General features: G+C 60.1%; 16 protein-coding genes. 13 read left to right on the forward strand and 3 right to left on the reverse strand.

Annotation, left to right across the window (positions count from 1 at the left end):
- Positions 1-10: 10 nt before the first annotated feature.
- The 7 genes from AC6I7A_RS14940 to AC6I7A_RS14970 all read left to right on the forward strand — a co-directional run bounded on the left by AC6I7A_RS14940 (position 11) and on the right by AC6I7A_RS14970 (position 5,925).
- Positions 11-1,060, forward strand: a complete 1,050-nt coding sequence (locus AC6I7A_RS14940; protein ID WP_046102429.1) for an ABC transporter permease — start codon at positions 11-13, stop codon at positions 1,058-1,060.
- The gene (gene alsE, locus AC6I7A_RS14945; RefSeq protein ID WP_058957966.1) at positions 1,060-1,752 is read left to right on the forward strand and encodes a D-allulose 6-phosphate 3-epimerase; all 693 of its coding nucleotides are present in this window, start codon (positions 1,060-1,062) and stop codon (positions 1,750-1,752) included. The genes AC6I7A_RS14940 and alsE overlap by 1 nt, the downstream gene beginning before the upstream one ends.
- The gene (gene alsK, locus AC6I7A_RS14950) at positions 1,749-2,645 is read left to right on the forward strand and encodes an allose kinase (protein ID WP_058957965.1); all 897 of its coding nucleotides are present in this window, start codon (positions 1,749-1,751) and stop codon (positions 2,643-2,645) included. Before alsE ends, alsK begins: the two co-directional genes overlap by 4 nt.
- Positions 2,642-3,604, forward strand: coding sequence for a ribokinase (locus AC6I7A_RS14955; protein ID WP_009088588.1), 963 nt, complete (start codon positions 2,642-2,644; stop codon positions 3,602-3,604). The genes alsK and AC6I7A_RS14955 overlap by 4 nt, the downstream gene beginning before the upstream one ends.
- Before the next feature lie 138 nt (positions 3,605-3,742).
- The gene (locus AC6I7A_RS14960; protein WP_009088586.1) at positions 3,743-3,988 is read left to right on the forward strand and encodes a YmjA family protein; all 246 of its coding nucleotides are present in this window, start codon (positions 3,743-3,745) and stop codon (positions 3,986-3,988) included.
- Positions 3,989-4,249: 261 nt separating this feature from the next.
- Positions 4,250-4,738, forward strand: a complete 489-nt coding sequence (locus AC6I7A_RS14965; protein WP_009088583.1) for a cold-shock protein — start codon at positions 4,250-4,252, stop codon at positions 4,736-4,738.
- A 332-nt stretch (positions 4,739-5,070) separates the two neighbouring features.
- A complete protein-coding gene (locus AC6I7A_RS14970) occupies positions 5,071-5,925 on the forward strand; it encodes a PA4780 family RIO1-like protein kinase (RefSeq protein WP_009088581.1) in 855 nt (284 codons plus the stop codon).
- 58 nt (positions 5,926-5,983) lie between these two features.
- On the opposite strand, the gene mgtU is transcribed toward AC6I7A_RS14970, so the two are convergent.
- Complete coding sequence (gene mgtU / locus AC6I7A_RS14975; protein WP_350769224.1) at positions 5,984-6,070, reverse strand: magnesium transporter protection protein MgtU; 87 nt, start codon at positions 6,068-6,070, stop codon at positions 5,984-5,986.
- A gap of 10 nt (positions 6,071-6,080) precedes the next feature.
- Positions 6,081-8,783, reverse strand: coding sequence for a magnesium-translocating P-type ATPase (mgtA, locus tag AC6I7A_RS14980; RefSeq protein ID WP_058957964.1), 2,703 nt, complete (start codon positions 8,781-8,783; stop codon positions 6,081-6,083).
- 657 nt (positions 8,784-9,440) lie between these two features.
- Between mgtA and AC6I7A_RS14985 the strand changes: the two genes are divergently transcribed.
- The 6 genes from AC6I7A_RS14985 to speG all read left to right on the forward strand — a co-directional run bounded on the left by AC6I7A_RS14985 (position 9,441) and on the right by speG (position 15,108).
- Entirely contained in the window at positions 9,441-11,009 is a 1,569-nt protein-coding gene (locus tag AC6I7A_RS14985) for an ABC transporter substrate-binding protein (RefSeq protein WP_058957963.1), read from the forward strand.
- Complete coding sequence (locus AC6I7A_RS14990) at positions 11,009-12,061, forward strand: ABC transporter permease (RefSeq protein WP_046102403.1); 1,053 nt, start codon at positions 11,009-11,011, stop codon at positions 12,059-12,061. The genes AC6I7A_RS14985 and AC6I7A_RS14990 overlap by 1 nt, the downstream gene beginning before the upstream one ends.
- Positions 12,058-12,915, forward strand: coding sequence for an ABC transporter permease (locus AC6I7A_RS14995; RefSeq protein ID WP_058957962.1), 858 nt, complete (start codon positions 12,058-12,060; stop codon positions 12,913-12,915). The genes AC6I7A_RS14990 and AC6I7A_RS14995 overlap by 4 nt, the downstream gene beginning before the upstream one ends.
- Positions 12,905-13,735, forward strand: coding sequence for an ABC transporter ATP-binding protein (locus AC6I7A_RS15000; protein WP_058957961.1), 831 nt, complete (start codon positions 12,905-12,907; stop codon positions 13,733-13,735). Before AC6I7A_RS14995 ends, AC6I7A_RS15000 begins: the two co-directional genes overlap by 11 nt.
- A complete protein-coding gene (locus AC6I7A_RS15005) occupies positions 13,728-14,405 on the forward strand; it encodes an ABC transporter ATP-binding protein (RefSeq protein WP_058957960.1) in 678 nt (225 codons plus the stop codon). The genes AC6I7A_RS15000 and AC6I7A_RS15005 overlap by 8 nt, the downstream gene beginning before the upstream one ends.
- 157 nt (positions 14,406-14,562) lie before the next feature.
- Positions 14,563-15,108, forward strand: a complete 546-nt coding sequence (gene speG / locus AC6I7A_RS15010) for a spermidine N1-acetyltransferase (protein WP_058957959.1) — start codon at positions 14,563-14,565, stop codon at positions 15,106-15,108.
- Here the strand turns inward: speG and AC6I7A_RS15015 are convergent, their stop codons facing one another.
- Positions 15,109-15,528, reverse strand: a complete 420-nt coding sequence (locus AC6I7A_RS15015; protein ID WP_009088566.1) for a hypothetical protein — start codon at positions 15,526-15,528, stop codon at positions 15,109-15,111. It abuts the gene before it with no gap.
- Positions 15,529-15,613: the final 85 nt, after the last annotated feature.

A 15,613-nucleotide genomic window follows, 5' to 3' on the forward strand; every position in this document is an offset into this window, starting at 1 on the left:
GGCACTGATGATGAAATCACTGACTGCATTGCGACCCGACGGGACCAACATCGGCCTGATGCTGCTGATTGCGCTGGCGCTGGCCACCTTTACGGTGATGCTGCCGGGGCGCTTCCTGACCGACTCCACCTTTATGAGTATGGCGTTTCAGCTGCCGGAACTCGGCTTACTGACGCTGGCGATGTTTATCGCCATCCTCAGCGGCGGCCTGAACCTCGCCATTATCGCGACCGCTAACCTCACGGCGCTGTTTATCGCCTGGACGCTGATGAGCGCCCTGCCCGCCGGTGCCGGAATGGCGCTGCAGCTGCTATGGCTCTTTATCGCCATCCTTGGCGCCATGCTGATCGCGGCCGCGATCGGCGTAGTGACGGGGCTGATGGTGACGCGGATCGGCGCACACCCGATTCTGGTGACGCTGGCGACGATGATGACGCTGAACGGCATCGGGATCTGGCTGACCCACGGTGCGGCCGTCAGCGGCATGCCGCCGGTGGTGCAGGCGCTGGGGGCTGACACGCTGCTGGGCATGCCGCTGCCGCTCTGGGTGTTCCTGGTCGCCGCCGCGCTGCTGGCGCTGTTCCTCGGTAAAACCCGTGCCGGTAAATGCATCTATATGGGCGGCAGCAACATCAACGCCACCTGGTTCAGCGGGATCAACACCCATCGCATGGTGATGCTGGTCTATGTGATCTCCAGCCTGCTCTGCGTGCTGGCGGGGCTGATCATGATGGCGCGCTTCAACTCCGCCCGTATGGGCTACGGCGACGCCTACCTGCTGCTGACGGTGCTGGCCATTATTCTCGGCGGCACCGACCCCAACGGGGGCTTCGGCCGTGTGACCGGCGTGGTGCTGGCGCTGATTGCGCTGCAGGTGCTCTCCACCGGTTTCAATCTGATGAACATCAGCCAGCACGTCAGCCTGGCCATGTGGGGCGCGGTGCTGATTGTGGTTCTCGCCTTCAAACAATTCAAAACCCGATTCAACGAACACCGTGCCGTAAAGCTCAGCAGGCTGGCCGCGGTGCTTAATCCTCTGACTGAAAAGAAGGAAGTATGATGCGTACTCAAATCTCCCCGTCACTGATGTGTATGAACCTGATGGAGATCAAGCACCAGCTGCAGATCCTCGACTCGCGCGCTGACTTTCTTCATGTGGATATCATGGATGGTCACTACGTTAAGAACATCACGCTCTCTCCCTTCTTTATTGAGCAGATCCGTCCTTTTACCCGCGTGGCGATCGACGTGCATCTGATGGTGGAAGAGCCAACCGATTTTATCGAGGCGGTCGCCAGAGCGGGCGCTGACTATATCTGTCCGCACGCGGAGACCATCAATCGCGATGCGTTTCGCGTCATTAACCTTATCCGCAGCTTCGACAAAAAGGTGGGCGTGGTGCTGAATCCGGCGACGCCGGTGTCATACCTTCAGCACTATATCCATCTGCTTGATAAGATCACCGTGATGACGGTCGACCCCGGCTACGCCGGCCAGCCCTTTATTCCGGAAATGGTGGAAAAGGTGCGTGAGCTGAAAGCGCTGAAGGAGCAGCACGGCTTTCACTATCTGATCGAGATCGACGGCTCCTGCAACACCCGCACCTATCACCAGCTGATCGGCGCAGGCGCGGAAGTGCTGATTGTCGGCACCTCCGGCCTGTTCAATATCCATGACGATTTAGCCACCGCGTGGGAGATGATGCGCGACAGCATTGATGAGGCCCAGGGGCTGACGAAGGTGTCCGCATGAGATCACGCTGGCTCGGTATCGATATCGGCGGCACCGGTACCCGGCTGCAGCTGATGGAAGAGGGGGGCGTCTGGAGCAGCTTTCGCAAGGTGCCCACCATCAGCTGGGCGCAGCAGCCCGATGCGCTGCAGGCCCTGGCACAGCTCATTGATGAAACGCTGGAGCAGCAGCCGGTCAGCGGCATCATGCTGGGGCTGCCCGGCATCCTCAGCCGCGACAGGAAACAGGTGATCTCGCTGCCCTTTATTCAGGCGCTGGATCATCAGCCGGTGGCGGCGCGTCTGGCGGCGCAACTCGGCGTGCCGGTAGCGATGGACAAAGATGTGAACCATCTGATGCTCTGGGATCTGCTGCAGCTGGAGCAGCTGCCGGCTAACGCCGTGGGCCTCTATCCCGGCACCGGGATGGGCAACAGCCTGTGGCTGAATGGCCACTTTTATCACGGCGAGCATGGTGGTGCAGGCGAACTGGGCCACGTGCCCGTCGCCGGGAACGACCTCCCCTGCCCGTGCGGCAATCGCGGCTGTGCGGAGACCCTGACCTCGGGTCACTGGCTGAGTCACTGGGCCGCTCTGAACGCCGCCGACACGCCTATCTCCGCGCTGTTTACCCGCCACGGGGAGCAACCGGAACTTCAGGCGTTTGTGCGACGTCTGGCGCAGCTGATCGCCACAGAGATGAATATACTCGACCCGGAATATCTGATCCTTGGCGGCGGCGTGCTGGCGATGGCTGATTTTCCGCTGGCCCTGCTGCGCAGCCAGATCCAGCAGCATCTGCGGCCACCGGTCACACGCGAAAACCTGAAGATTGTTTTCAGCCACTCAACCGACTACACGGGCTGTCGCGGTGCCTGTCTCGCCGCCGAACGCCTGTTCAGGAGCGCAGGATGAAAGGAAAAGTGTGTGTGTTCGGCTCTTTTAATCTCGATGTGGTCGCCGTGATGCGTCGCTTTCCGCTACCGGGTGAGTCGCTGACGGCGCACCACAGCATGATGGGTGCGGGCGGAAAAGGGGCAAATCAGGCCACGGCGGCGCTGCGCGCAGGTGCGCGGGTGCACTACATCGGGAAAGTGGGTAACGACGATTTCGGCCTCTTTGCGCGTCGTCATCTGGAGAAAACCGGCTTTGACGCCATTACGCTGTTTACCTGTAAGGAGAAGCCCACCGGTAACGCCCTGATCTATGTTGCAGGCGATGATGCGGAAAATATGATTTCGGTTTATCCCGGCGCCAATACCACCGTGACGGCCGCAGAGGTGACGCGCTGTCAGCCGACGGTAGCCGCCGCAGATATCCTGCTGGTGCAACTCGAAAATAACCTCAGCGCCATCCAGCGCATGATCGATAACGCCCGAGCCAGCGGCACCTTTGTGATCCTCAATCCGGCCCCCTGGCAGAAAGTCAGCGATGCGCTGCTGGCAAAGATCGATCTGCTGACGCCCAACAGCACCGAGGCGACCCAGCTCAGCGGCGTGACCGTCACCGATTTCGACAGCGCCCGCCGCGCCGCCGCGGTGCTGCATCGTAAAGGAGCGCGTCAGGTGATCATCACGCTGGGCATCGCCGGAGCGCTGCTTTCAACGCCTGCGGAGCAGCAGCGCATTCCGCTCTTCCCGGCGCAGCCGCGCGATACCACCGGCGCGGGAGATGCATTCAATGGCGCGCTCGCCGCCCGGCTCGCTTCGGGCGATGACCTGCCGCAGGCGGCGCGCTTTGCTGCGGCATTTGCCTCACTCTGTGTCGAGCGTGCTGGCGCGGCCGATTCCATGCCCTCCTATGCCGAGGCGCTGGCACGCCTGCAGGCGCACCCGGAGTGTCTTGTCGAGCCAATTGAGAGTATTACCGCCTGACGCAGACAGCCCGATTACGCGGCAGTGCCATCTGCCGCCTCTCCCCCTTTACAGCCCCCGTCCAGACACGAAATAATAGCGCCACACGCCAGGCCCCCTGGCAGCCTCTGAACCGACGTTAATCCAGCGGACCCCATTATGACCAACGAAATCCCTCTTAAGTATTACGATGTCGCCGATGAGTATGCGACCGAGTCCGCGAAGCCGGTGGACGAAGCGGAACGCACCCCGCTGGCGCACTACTTCCAGCTGCTGATCACCCGTTTAATGAATAACGAGGAGATCAGTGAAGCGTCGCAGCAGGAGATGGCGCGTGAAGCGGGCATCGACGAGCAGCGTATTGATGATATCGCTGAATTCCTGAACCGCTGGGGCAATGAGTAACGGCGATTGATCCTCAGGCGGGCCTGCGCTTTCCGGCAGCCCGTCTGGTGCGCCTGCCCGCTCACTGCGCTGCAGAGCACGGCGCCGGACAGCCTGATATCCCCGCCTTCCCCTTTTCCGCCCCGCTTTTTACCCCGCCGCCTGACGCGCCGCCGCCCCTGGCACGCCGGAAAATTATCGTCCAGACTGATATAGTCTGCGCAGGCATTGTGTTTTACACTGCGCGCTGTAAAAACTGAGCAGAGTAAGCAGGCAAGAAAAATGGCGATGAACGGAACAATCACAACCTGGTTTAAAGATAAAGGATTCGGCTTTATCAAAGATGAAAACGGTGATAACCGCTATTTTCATGTGATTAAGGTCGCCAATCCTGATCTGATTAAGAAAGATGCGGCGGTAACGTTTGAGCCAACCACCAACAACAAAGGCTTATCCGCCTATGCGGTGAAGGTAGCCCCGGAGAGTAAATATATCTTCATCGCGGGCGAGCGGCTGAAAATCACCTCGATCAAGTCTTACCTGGTCTACAGCGAAGAAGTGCCAGCGGATACCGGTATCGACAAAGAGAACGCGGTGCTCTCAGTAGGTCTGCTGCTGAATAACATCCGGCCTAAATCGGACGCGAAACCGGGTGAGATGCGCTCGCTGAAAAAGCTGGCGGTCACCACTTTCCAGGGCTCGACGCTGATCTTCTCCGAAGATGAGATCGACATTGAAAGCACGGTCAAAGTGCTTAAGTCCCTGAAGTAACCCCGCCGCAGGGCCGGATGCCTGTGCGCCGCCGCACCAGGATACCGGCCCGCTGCCCCTCTCTCCCTGAACCCGTCCCGTCGCTGCGCGTCTGACGCCATACTCCCTAGGTTTCTCTGTTGCGCCACGGGGCCGCACCTATCCCCTTCGGCTTCAGCACGCCACTCTCTGACGGCCTGCGGAAAAAAACCGGTCAGAAACGCGGGTCAGGCAAGGATCATCCCCCTGAAGCGTTTTCCAGGGTAGAATTACAGACTTTGTTCACGCATGGCTCAGGTTTTCCATCAGCGCAAATTGATACGAAAAGCGGGTGAAATAAGGTATAAAGCCGCATGAAAATCCCAAACAGAATTCAGCCCCTGGTCGATGACGGCCTGATTGACGATGTGCTGCAGCGCCTGAAAAGCGGCAAGGAAGCAGACGTCTATACCGTGCTTTGCGGTGACAAAGTGCAGTGCGCCAAAGTCTATAAAGAGGCGACCCAGCGCAGCTTTAAGCAGGCGGTTCAGTATCAGGAAGGCCGGAAAACCCGTAACAGCCGTAACGCCCGCGCCATGCAGAAAGGCTCAAAGTTTGGCCGTAAGCAGCAGGAAGAGTCCTGGCAGACCGCCGAAGTCGACGCCCTGTTTCGCCTGGCTAACGCCGGTGTGCGCGTGCCTCAGCCCTATCTCTGCATCGACGGGGTATTGCTGATGGAGCTGGTCACCGACGCCAATGGTTCGGTCGCGCCGCGCCTCAGCGACGTAACGCTCTCCGAAGAGGAGGCGATCACCGATTTTAACACCATGATCCGCAACATCGTTCGCATGCTCTGTGCCGGTATCGTTCATGGTGACCTGTCGGAGTTCAACGTCCTGCTGGATGATCAGGGACCGGTGATCATCGACCTGCCTCAGGCGGTGGATGCGGCGGCCAACAACCATGCGGAGTCGATGTTCGCGCGTGACGTGAATAACATCACCGCCTACTACGGGCAGTTCGCCCCGCAGCTGTTAAAGACGCGCTATGCCGGCGAGATCTGGCAGCTCTATGAAGAGGGTAAGTTAACCCCGGAAACGACGCTCACCGGCCAGTTTGTGGAAGAGGAGCGTGACGTGGATATGGATTCCCTGCTGGATGAGATCATCACCGCTGAAGATGAGTATTACGAGCGTCAGCGCGCCAGCCGGGAGCGCGACCAGGAATAGGTGTCCCGCCAGTAAAAACGGCAGCGAGTCACCTCGCTGCCGCACGCTCTTCCTTCTGTCACCGTACCAGGACCGTCAGCGCAATCAGGGTGACGCCGATGATCATCACGCTGACAAAAACGCGATCCAGCCTGCTTTTTTTCATCTTCCCCTCCTCAGAACCACTGACCGAAACGACGGATGTAGAGACGTTTCATGCCCTGCGCCACCAGGCAGTAGCTGAACAGCGTCAGCACCAGCCAGGGGAAATATTGCCAGGGCAGCGGCACCAGTCCGACCATCGCGCCCAGCGGTGAGAACGGAATCAGGATGCCCAGCGCCATGATCGCCAGCGTCGTCAGCATCACCGGCAAGGTGGCGCGACTCTGGATAAACGGAATCTTCCGGGTGCGCAGCATATGCACCACCAGCGTCTGCGACAGCAGCCCCTCAATAAACCAGCCGGACTGGAACAGTGACTGCACGCCCGCATGGTTCGCGCTGAAGACAAACCACATCAGCGCAAAGGTGGTGATATCAAAAATCGACGAGGTTGGCCCCATCCACAGCATAAAGCGTTTGATGTTGCCGGCATCCCATTTGCGCGGCTTGTTCAGGAACTCACGGTCAACCTTGTCCCACGGCAGCGCCAGCTGGGAGACGTCATACATCAGATTCTGAATCAGCAGATGAATCGACAGCATCGGCAGAAACGGAATAAAGGCACTGGCGACCAGCAGCGAGAAAACGTTGCCGAAGTTCGAGCTGGCGGTCATGTTGAGATACTTGATGATGTTGCCAAAGGTCTCACGTCCCTTTAATACCCCCTCGTTCAGCACCTGCAGGTCTTTCTCCAGCAGGATGATGTCTGACGAGGCTTTCGCCACATCCGCCGCGCTGTCTACGGAAATCCCGGTGTCGGCCGTCCGCAGCGCAGGCGCGTCGTTGATGCCATCGCCCAGAAATCCCACGGTATGGCCGTTCTGCTGCAGCAGGCGCACCAGACGTGATTTCTGCAGCGGCGTCAGCTTAGCAAACAGGGTGCAGCGTTCCGCCTCCTGCGCCAGCTGCGTGTCGTCCATCGCCTCAATCTGTTCGCCGGTCAGCATCGCCGGATCGGTCAGCCCGACATCGGCACAGACCCGCTGCGTCACCAGAGGGTTATCCCCGGTCAGCACTTTCACCGCCACGCCGCTGTCGCGCAGGGCTTTAATCGCCTTGCCGGCGCTGGCTTTCGGTGGATCGCGGAAGGTCAGCATTCCCTGGATAACCAGATCGCGCTCATCACTTTCGCTGAGCGGCGCGTGCAGCTCATCATCACGGGTCGCCACCAGCAGCACCCGATAGCCCTGCTGATGGTAGCGTTCGGTCTGCGCCAGCAGCGCCTCGCGCTGTGCCGCATCCAGTGCGACGACTTCATCGCCCTGCCGGACGGCGATGCTCACCGCCAGCATCTCTTCCACCGCCCCTTTGCAGATCAGCTGTGAGCGATGCTGCGCCAGATCTTCCACCAGCACCGAAACGCGACGGCGGGTAAAATCGAATGGCACCTCATCGATCAGCTGATACTGGCTGCGCCGGGTCTGTGAAATAACCTTGTCTCCGGCACAGAGCACGGCGCGATCCATCAGGTTTTTTGCGCCACTCTGGCTGCCGCTGTTGAGCCAGGCCAGCAGCAGCACCTCCGCATCCTCCGCGCCCCGGGTGTCCAGATGATGCGCCAGCAGGATGGTGTCCTGGGTCAGCGTGCCGGTTTTGTCGGTGCAGAGCACATCCATCGCCCCCAGGTTCTGAATGGCATTGAGCTTTTTAACGATCACTTTGCGGCGTGACATCGCAATGGCGCCTTTTGCCAGGTTGGCACTGACAATCATCGGCAGCATTTCCGGGGTCAGCCCGACCGCCACCGCCAGCGCAAACAGCGTCGCATCCATCCAGTCGCCTTTGGTAAAGCCGTTGATCAGCAGCACCACCGGCACCATCACCAGCATAAAGCGGATCAGCAGTTTACTGACGCTGTTAACGCCGCGATCAAAAGCGGTCTGCGGGCGGCTGCCGGTCAGCGAGGAGGCCAGTGAGCCAAACCAAGTGTCGCCACCGGTCGCCACCACCACGGCACTGGCGGTGCCGCTGGCCACGCTGGTACCCATCAGGCAGATGTTGGCTGACGCCAGCAGCTCCTGATCGGTTCGGTCATGGGCGTCGATACCGGCATCCAGGCTCTGTTTCTCCACCGGCAGAGACTCTCCGGTCAGCACCGCTTCGCTGATGAACAGATTGCGTGAACTCAGCAGCCGGACATCCGCGGGCACCTGATCGCCGGTGCTGAGCAGAATAATATCGCCCGGCACCAGCTCGCTCATATCCACATCCTGACGCTGTGCGGTTTCACTGCCCGCCTCGCGCCGCAGCACGGTGACCTGGCTGCGCACCAGAGACTGCAGTGCCTGCGCCGCGCGGTTGGTGCGGAACTCCTGCCAGAAACGCAGCAGGCCACTCAGCGTCACCATCGTGCAGATGATGATCACTCCGGAGAGATCGGTCTCCTGACCGGCGCGCAGCGGCAGTATGTAGTCGGTAAACAGGCTGACCAGCGCCAGGACCAGCAGAACATAGATAAACGGGTTGTTAAACGCCATCAGCAGCTGCACCAGCGCCGGTGGCGCTTTCTCATGGGCCACTTCATTGCGGCCATAGGTGGCCAGGCGTTTCGCCGCTTCAGCCTGGGTCAGCCCCTGGCGATGCGTGCGCAGGTTCGCCAGCGTCATCTCAACGTGCTGCCCTGCCTGCCGGGTCACGGCAAATGTTTTTTTACTTTTTTTATCGTTGCGGTTGCCGGAAGCGAGAATGGCAGCCTGTTCCAGTTTCATGTCGCTCATTTCGACATCTCCCTGTTTTAAAGCAATGGTTGTCCTGCACGCAAAATAACGTGCATGGATAAAACCTGGCGTAGCCGGGTTATTTAATGAGGCGACCCTGAGAAATGAACACGCGTTTCTGACTGCGCAGAAAATAATGTCGCGCGCAGCGAAGCGTGACGCTGTTTAAACACAGCGTAATCCGGGTCTGATATCAGCGGTCGGGCGCAGCCTGAGCTACGCCAGACGAGGCGGAGGAAAAAGGGCTAAGATAAACAGCAGCATAACGCGCACTCCCACGGGCAACGGGAAATTATTAAGGAGCGCGATCGGGAATTAAAACGGGGGATCGCTGCTCGCCGGTTGGCAAGCAGCAGAGAAAATTCAGCTTGCCAGAATAATCGTTAATTCAGGGTGACTGTCCAACGGAATACTCCAGTAGTGAGATGCCGCTATTATAAGAAGAGCGGGATTACGGTAAAGCCGTTTCGCGGGAAATAACCGCTTCGTTGAGGTTCTGTTTCTGCTCGGCCTGCCGCTTCGCTAACAACGCCGTTACGCTGTTATAACCACAACCCATCGCTTATAACTTTAAGGCATATGATTAGCCCATATTCGACTATTCTTCACATCGGCCCTTTCGTAAACTCGCGTAACTTTCTAAGGCAAGGAAATTTCATGAAAACTATAATTCCATCACTGCTGGCACTGACGCTGGCTGCCTCCTTCACAGCCCAGGCCGCCACCCCCAAAGATACGCTGGTCATCGCGCAGTCCACAGACGATGCAGACAGCTTTGACCCGGCAAAAGGCTTTGAACTGACCAGCGTTCAGGCCTTTACCAACATCTATCAGCGCCTGGTCCAGTCTGACCCGCAGAACCCGGTGGATCTGAAGCCGACGCTGGCGACCGCCTGGCAGCCTGGCAGCGACAACCGCAGTCTGACCTTTGAACTGCGCAAAGATGCGAAGTTCTCTACCGGCAACCCTGTGCGCCCGGAAGATGTGATCTTCTCGCTGGGCCGCGTGGTCAAACTGAACCTGGACCCCTCTTTCATTCTGACGCAGCTCGGCTGGACCAAAGATAACGTCGATGGCTTCCTGAAAAAGGTCGATGACAACCATGTGCAGATTAGCTGGACCGCCAACGTCAGCCCGACCTACGTTCTGAGCCTGCTCTCCGCCCCGGTCTCTTCGATCGTCGATGAGAAAACCGCGATGGCGAACCAGAAAAACGGCGACTTCGGTAACGCCTGGCTGGCCACCCACTCTGCGGGCAGCGGCCCGTATCAGATCCGTAAAGTGGTCATGCATCAGGTGGTGCTGCTGAGTGCCAACCCGACCTCACCGGCGGGCGCACCAAAAATGAAAAACATCCTGATCAAAAACGTGCCGGAACCGGCCGCGCGTCGTCTGCTGCTGGAACAGGGTGATGCGGATATCGCCCGTAACCTGGGCGCTGACCAGATCGCCGCGCTGAACGGCAAAGCGGGCGTGAAGACCGAAGCGATCCCGATGGCGTCGCTCTACTATATCCAGTTCAACATCGGCGCGAACGACACGCTGAAGAACCCGGCCTTCTGGGAAGCGGCGCGCTACCTGTGGGATTACAAAGGCATCGCCAATGAGCTGCTGAAAGGCCAGTTCGACGTGCATCAGTCCTTCCTGCCCAAAGGCTTCCTGGGCGCGATCAACGACACGCCTTACAGCTACGACCCGGAAAAAGCCAAAGCGATTCTGAAGAAAGCGGGCCTGACCAATGTGACCTTTAAGCTCTCCACCAGCAACCAGCCGCCTTATCTGGATATCGCGCAGGCGCTGCAGGGCAGCTTCGCCAAAGGCGGCGTGAAGGTCGAAGTGGTGCCGGGCCTGAGCTCCGAAGTCTCCACCAACGTGAAGGCGCATAAGTATGAAGCGACGCTGAACGCCTGGGGCTCCGACTATTTTGATCCCAACACCAATGCCGCCTCCTTTGCCTACAATCCGGAAGATGGCAGCAAAACCATTGCTTACCGTTCAGACTGGCACATTCCTGAGCTGAACAAGCAGGTGATTGCGGCGACCGCCGAAAGCGATCCGAAAAAACGGGTGGCACTGTATGAAGCGATGCAGCGTGAAGTGATGAAGAACTCACCTTACGTGATTGGGATGCAGGCGAAGAACCTGATCGCCCTGCGCGACAACCTGAAAGGCTATGTCCAGGGCATCAACCCTGACATGGTGTATTACTCGCAGGTCACCAAGTAATGGCTCAGTCTGTTCCTTCAGCCGGGTTCGCCCGGCTTTTTTGGCAGCGGGGCGGGCGTCTGCTCGGCAGCGTGCTGTCGCTGCTGGTGACGCTGCTCGGCCTGCTCGCCTTTACCTTTATGCTGTCGCATCTCTCACCGATCGATCCGGTACAGCAGATCGCGGGCGATCACGCCAGTGAAGCGACCTATGCGCAGGTGCGTCACGACCTCGGTCTTGACCAGCCGGTGCTGACACAGTTCTGGCGCTACATTGAACATCTGGCGCAGGGCGACCTCGGTGTCTCCCGCCTGACGAATCAGTCGGTGAGCAGCGACCTGATGTCCACCTTCCCGGCCACCATTGAGCTGGCCACCTGTGCGATGATCTTCGCGGTTATCTTCGGTGTCACGCTGGCGCTGCTGGCGGCCTGGAAACCGGGTAGCTGGATCGACAACCTCGCCCGCTTTATCTCCCTGCTCGGCTACTCGGTGCCGGTGTTCTGGCTCGGCCTGCTGGGTCTGCTGCTCTTTTATGCGGTGCTGCACTGGTCTGCCGGACCGGGACGGCTGGATGACATCTGGGTCTATACCCTGGAGCCGAAAACCGGCTTTGTGCTGATCGACAGCTGGCTGTCGGGTGAACCGGAGATGTTCCGCAACGCGATTGCGCACCTCTGGCTGCCGGTGGTGATTCTGGGCCTGCTGGCGATGGCGGGCATTACCCGCCTGCTGCGTGCCGCGCTGCTGGAAGAGAGCAGCAAAGAGTATGTGGTGCTGGCGCGAGCCAAAGGCGCGGGTCGGGTGCGCATCCTGCTGCGTCACATCTTCCCCAACGTGCTGGGGACGCTGGTGACGGTTATCGCCCTCTCCTACGCCACGCTGCTGGAAGGCTCGGTGCTGACCGAAACCGTCTTCGCCTGGCCGGGTGTGGGACGCTATATGACCAACGCGCTCTTCTCCGGCGACGTGCCGGCGATTCTGGGCTCAACCCTGTTAATCGGCGGCTGCTTTATTCTGATTAACACCCTGGCGGATGTTTTAACCTGGTTAACCGATCCGAGAACCCGATGACGCAACAACTCTCTGAACTCGAAACGCTGCGACCACGCCGTCGCCGTCAACGCGTTACCTCGTTAACCGTTGGGCTGACGCTGGTGGCGATCCTGATTCTGATGGCGCTGTTAGCCCCGCTGATTGCGCCGTTCGATCCCAATCTGCAGACCATGTCGAGCCGCCTGCTGCCGCCTTCGGCGCATCACTGGTTCGGCACCGACGGCTTTGGCCGCGATCTGCTGTCGCGCGTGATTTATGGCGCGCGCCCTACCCTGCTGCTGGTGTCGCTGATTCTGGTGCTGACCATTCCGGCCGGGCTGCTGATCGGCATCACCGCGGGGTATGTGGGCGGCTGGACGGAGCGCGTGCTGATGCGCATTACCGATATCTTCCTGTCGCTGCCGAACCTGGTTATCGCGCTGGCGCTGGTGGCGATTCTCGGCCCCGGCCTGATGAACGGCGCGCTGGCGCTGGCGCTGACCAGCTGGCCGCCGTTTGCCCGTCAGGCGCGCGCGGAAACCCTGGCGCTGCGCCGCAGCGACTACCTGGCCGCCGCGCGGATGCAGGGCATTACCGGCTTTCGGCTGATGTTTGGTCACATTCTGCCGCTCTGCCTGCCGACCGCCGTGGTGCGCGCCGCGCTGAGCCTCGGCGGGATCATCCTGGCCGCTGCCGGACTCGGTTTCCTGGGCATGGGCGTTCAGCCGCCGACGGCAGAATGGGGGTCGATGGTGGCCGAAGGCAGTAAAGTGATCTTCGATCAGTGGTGGGTAGCTGCCGCACCGGGCGCGGCGATTCTGTTTGCCAGCCTGGCCTTTAACCTGACAGGCGATGGCCTGCGCGACCGACTGGATACCCGTCATGCAAAATAATCTGCTCTCTGCTGAGGGGCTGACCATTCGCAGCGATGATGCGCTGCTGGTCGATAACATCACCTTTTCCGTGGGCCGCGAACGCGTGGCGCTGGTCGGTGAGTCCGGTTCCGGTAAGTCCCTGACTGCCCGCAGCCTGATGGGCTTACTCTCTCCGGCGCTGCATCTGCAGGCCAGCCAGCTGCAGGTCGCGGGCGAAAATGCGCTGACGCTGAGTGAGCGTCACTGGAGCCAGCTGCGCGGTAACCGCGTGGCGATGGTGATGCAGGACCCGAAATATGCCCTTAACCCGACGCGCACCATCGGCTGGCAGGTGGAGGAGCCGCTGATCCTGCATCGCCGCCTGAGCCGTGCCGAGCGCAAAGAGAAGGTGTGTGAGATGCTGGATGCGGTCGGCCTGCCCGATCCGCGTCGCCTGATGCAGCACTATCCGCATCAGCTCTCTGGCGGCATGGGCCAGCGCGTGATGCTGGCCATCGCCCTGATCACCGATCCCGACTTCCTGATTGCCGATGAACCCACCTCCGCGCTGGATCATGCGATGCGCGATCAGGTGCTGGCGCTGATCCGCGGTCTGGTGGAGGCACGCAACATGGGTCTGCTGCTGATCAGCCACGACCTGCAGCAGGTGTCGGAACACTGCGAACGGGTGATGGTGATGTACAAGGGCCGGCTGCTCGATACGCTGCCTGCCGCTGACCTGCCCCGCGCGACTCACCCCTACACCCGCACGCTGTGGGCCTGCCGGCCGGGCAAGGCGACCCACGGCCAGGCGTTACCGGTGCTGGACCGCGCTGCACTGGAGGCGAATCATGATTGAGCTTGCGAATTTAAGCGTCGCCCATAAGCAGGGCTACGAGCTGCGCACCGTGGTGCGTGAGGTGAACCTCACGGTCAGAGCGGGTGAGTGCTTTGGCCTGGTCGGCCCGTCCGGCTGCGGCAAGTCGTCGCTGCTGTGGGTGCTGGCGGGGCTGAACCCGCACTGGCAGGGTCAGATGCAGCTGGCCGGTCATCAGGTTCAGCCCGGCAAAGCCTTCACCGGCGCGCTGCGGCAGGAAGTGCAGATGGTGTTTCAGGACCCTTATGCCTCGCTGCATCCGCGGCACCGTCTGCGCCGCACGCTGGCGGAGCCGCTGAAGCTGCTGAAACGCGATAACATCAACGACCGTATCGATCAGGGTTTCCGTCACGTCGGGCTGGACCCGGCGCTGGCCGATCGCTATCCACATCAGCTTTCGGGTGGTCAGCGTCAGCGCGTCGCCATCGTGCGCGCCCTGCTGCTGCAGCCGAAGATCCTGCTGCTGGATGAGCCGACGTCGGCGCTGGATATGTCCGTGCAGGCGGAGATCCTCAACCTGCTTAACGATCTGAAACGGCAGGATGGCCTGACCATGGTGCTGGTCAGCCACGATCCCGATGTGATCGATCACATGTGCGATCGCGCCGTGCGCATGGCGCAGGGTCGTATTATCGAAGAGATCACCGCCTGATCGCCAGCCGGACGGCACCGCTCCGCTGTCCGGCCCCTCCTGCTCCGCCTCTGCCCGCCTTATCGTCTCCCCGGCCATCACGGCTCGCGCTTCCCGCCTGCTCACGCACGGCCGTTGCGGTATACTCGCGACGACGTTTTTAACAAGGAGTCTGACGATGACGGTAAAACTGCGTCCGCTGGAGCGGGAAGATCTGCATTTTGTCCATCAGCTGGATAACAACGCCAGCGTGATGCGCTACTGGTTCGAGGAGCCCTATGAGGCGTTTGTGGAGCTGTCCGATCTCTACAACAAGCACATTCACGATCAGACCGAACGTCGCTTTGTGGTGGAGCATGACGGCCAGAAAGCGGGACTGGTGGAGCTGGTTGAGATTAACCATGTGCACCGCCGCGCCGAGTTTCAGATCATCATCGATCCGGCCCATCAGGGCAAAGGGCTGGCCACACAGGCGGCGAAACTGGCGATGGATTATGGCTTCTCGGTGCTGAATCTCTATAAGCTCTACCTGATTGTGGATCAGGAGAACGAAAAGGCGATTCACATCTACACCAAACTCGGCTTCGAAATCGAAGGCGTGCTAAAGTATGAGTTCTTTATCAACGGGGAGTACCGCAACACCATCCGCATGTGCATTTTCCAGCATCAGTATCTGGAACGCCACAAAACGCCAGGCGGAATGGTGAAGCCGACCGCGCAGTAATCAGCCGCGCGCGCCAACCGGGTTCATAAAGGGACGCGGATGTTCCGGCTTGAGGTCATACATGCCGCCGTAGAAGGGGTCAACCAGCAGCCAGCCGGGGAAACCGCCAAGCGGAATGTTGCCCAGCAGATACCAGAGGTTAGCGCGTGCTTCGATAGGCACCGTGACCGGCACGTAGCCCGGACTTTCCAGCATCAGCAGGTAGTGTTTTTTGCCGAAGTAGCGGCCGGTGGATTTGGCCAGTTCAACGGTCTGGGGCGTGAAACCCTGCGCCACCGCATAGCCGCGCTCATCCTGCACGGTAAAACGCGCGCCCTGCGGCAGAGAGTCAATGCGCACCAGTTGGGTTTCATTGCCGACAATGGTGGCGCAGCCGCTGAGCAGCAGCGCGGCGGCAAGAGCCAGAATTCGCTGTTTCATAGAGGGGGTCCACAGAGTGATCAGTGATCAGAGTGTAGTCTCCCCTCTCCGCCTCAATCGGGCTATCATCGCCCGATTCCGGCAG

It is taken from the genome of Type-F symbiont of Plautia stali (genome assembly GCF_059731105.1).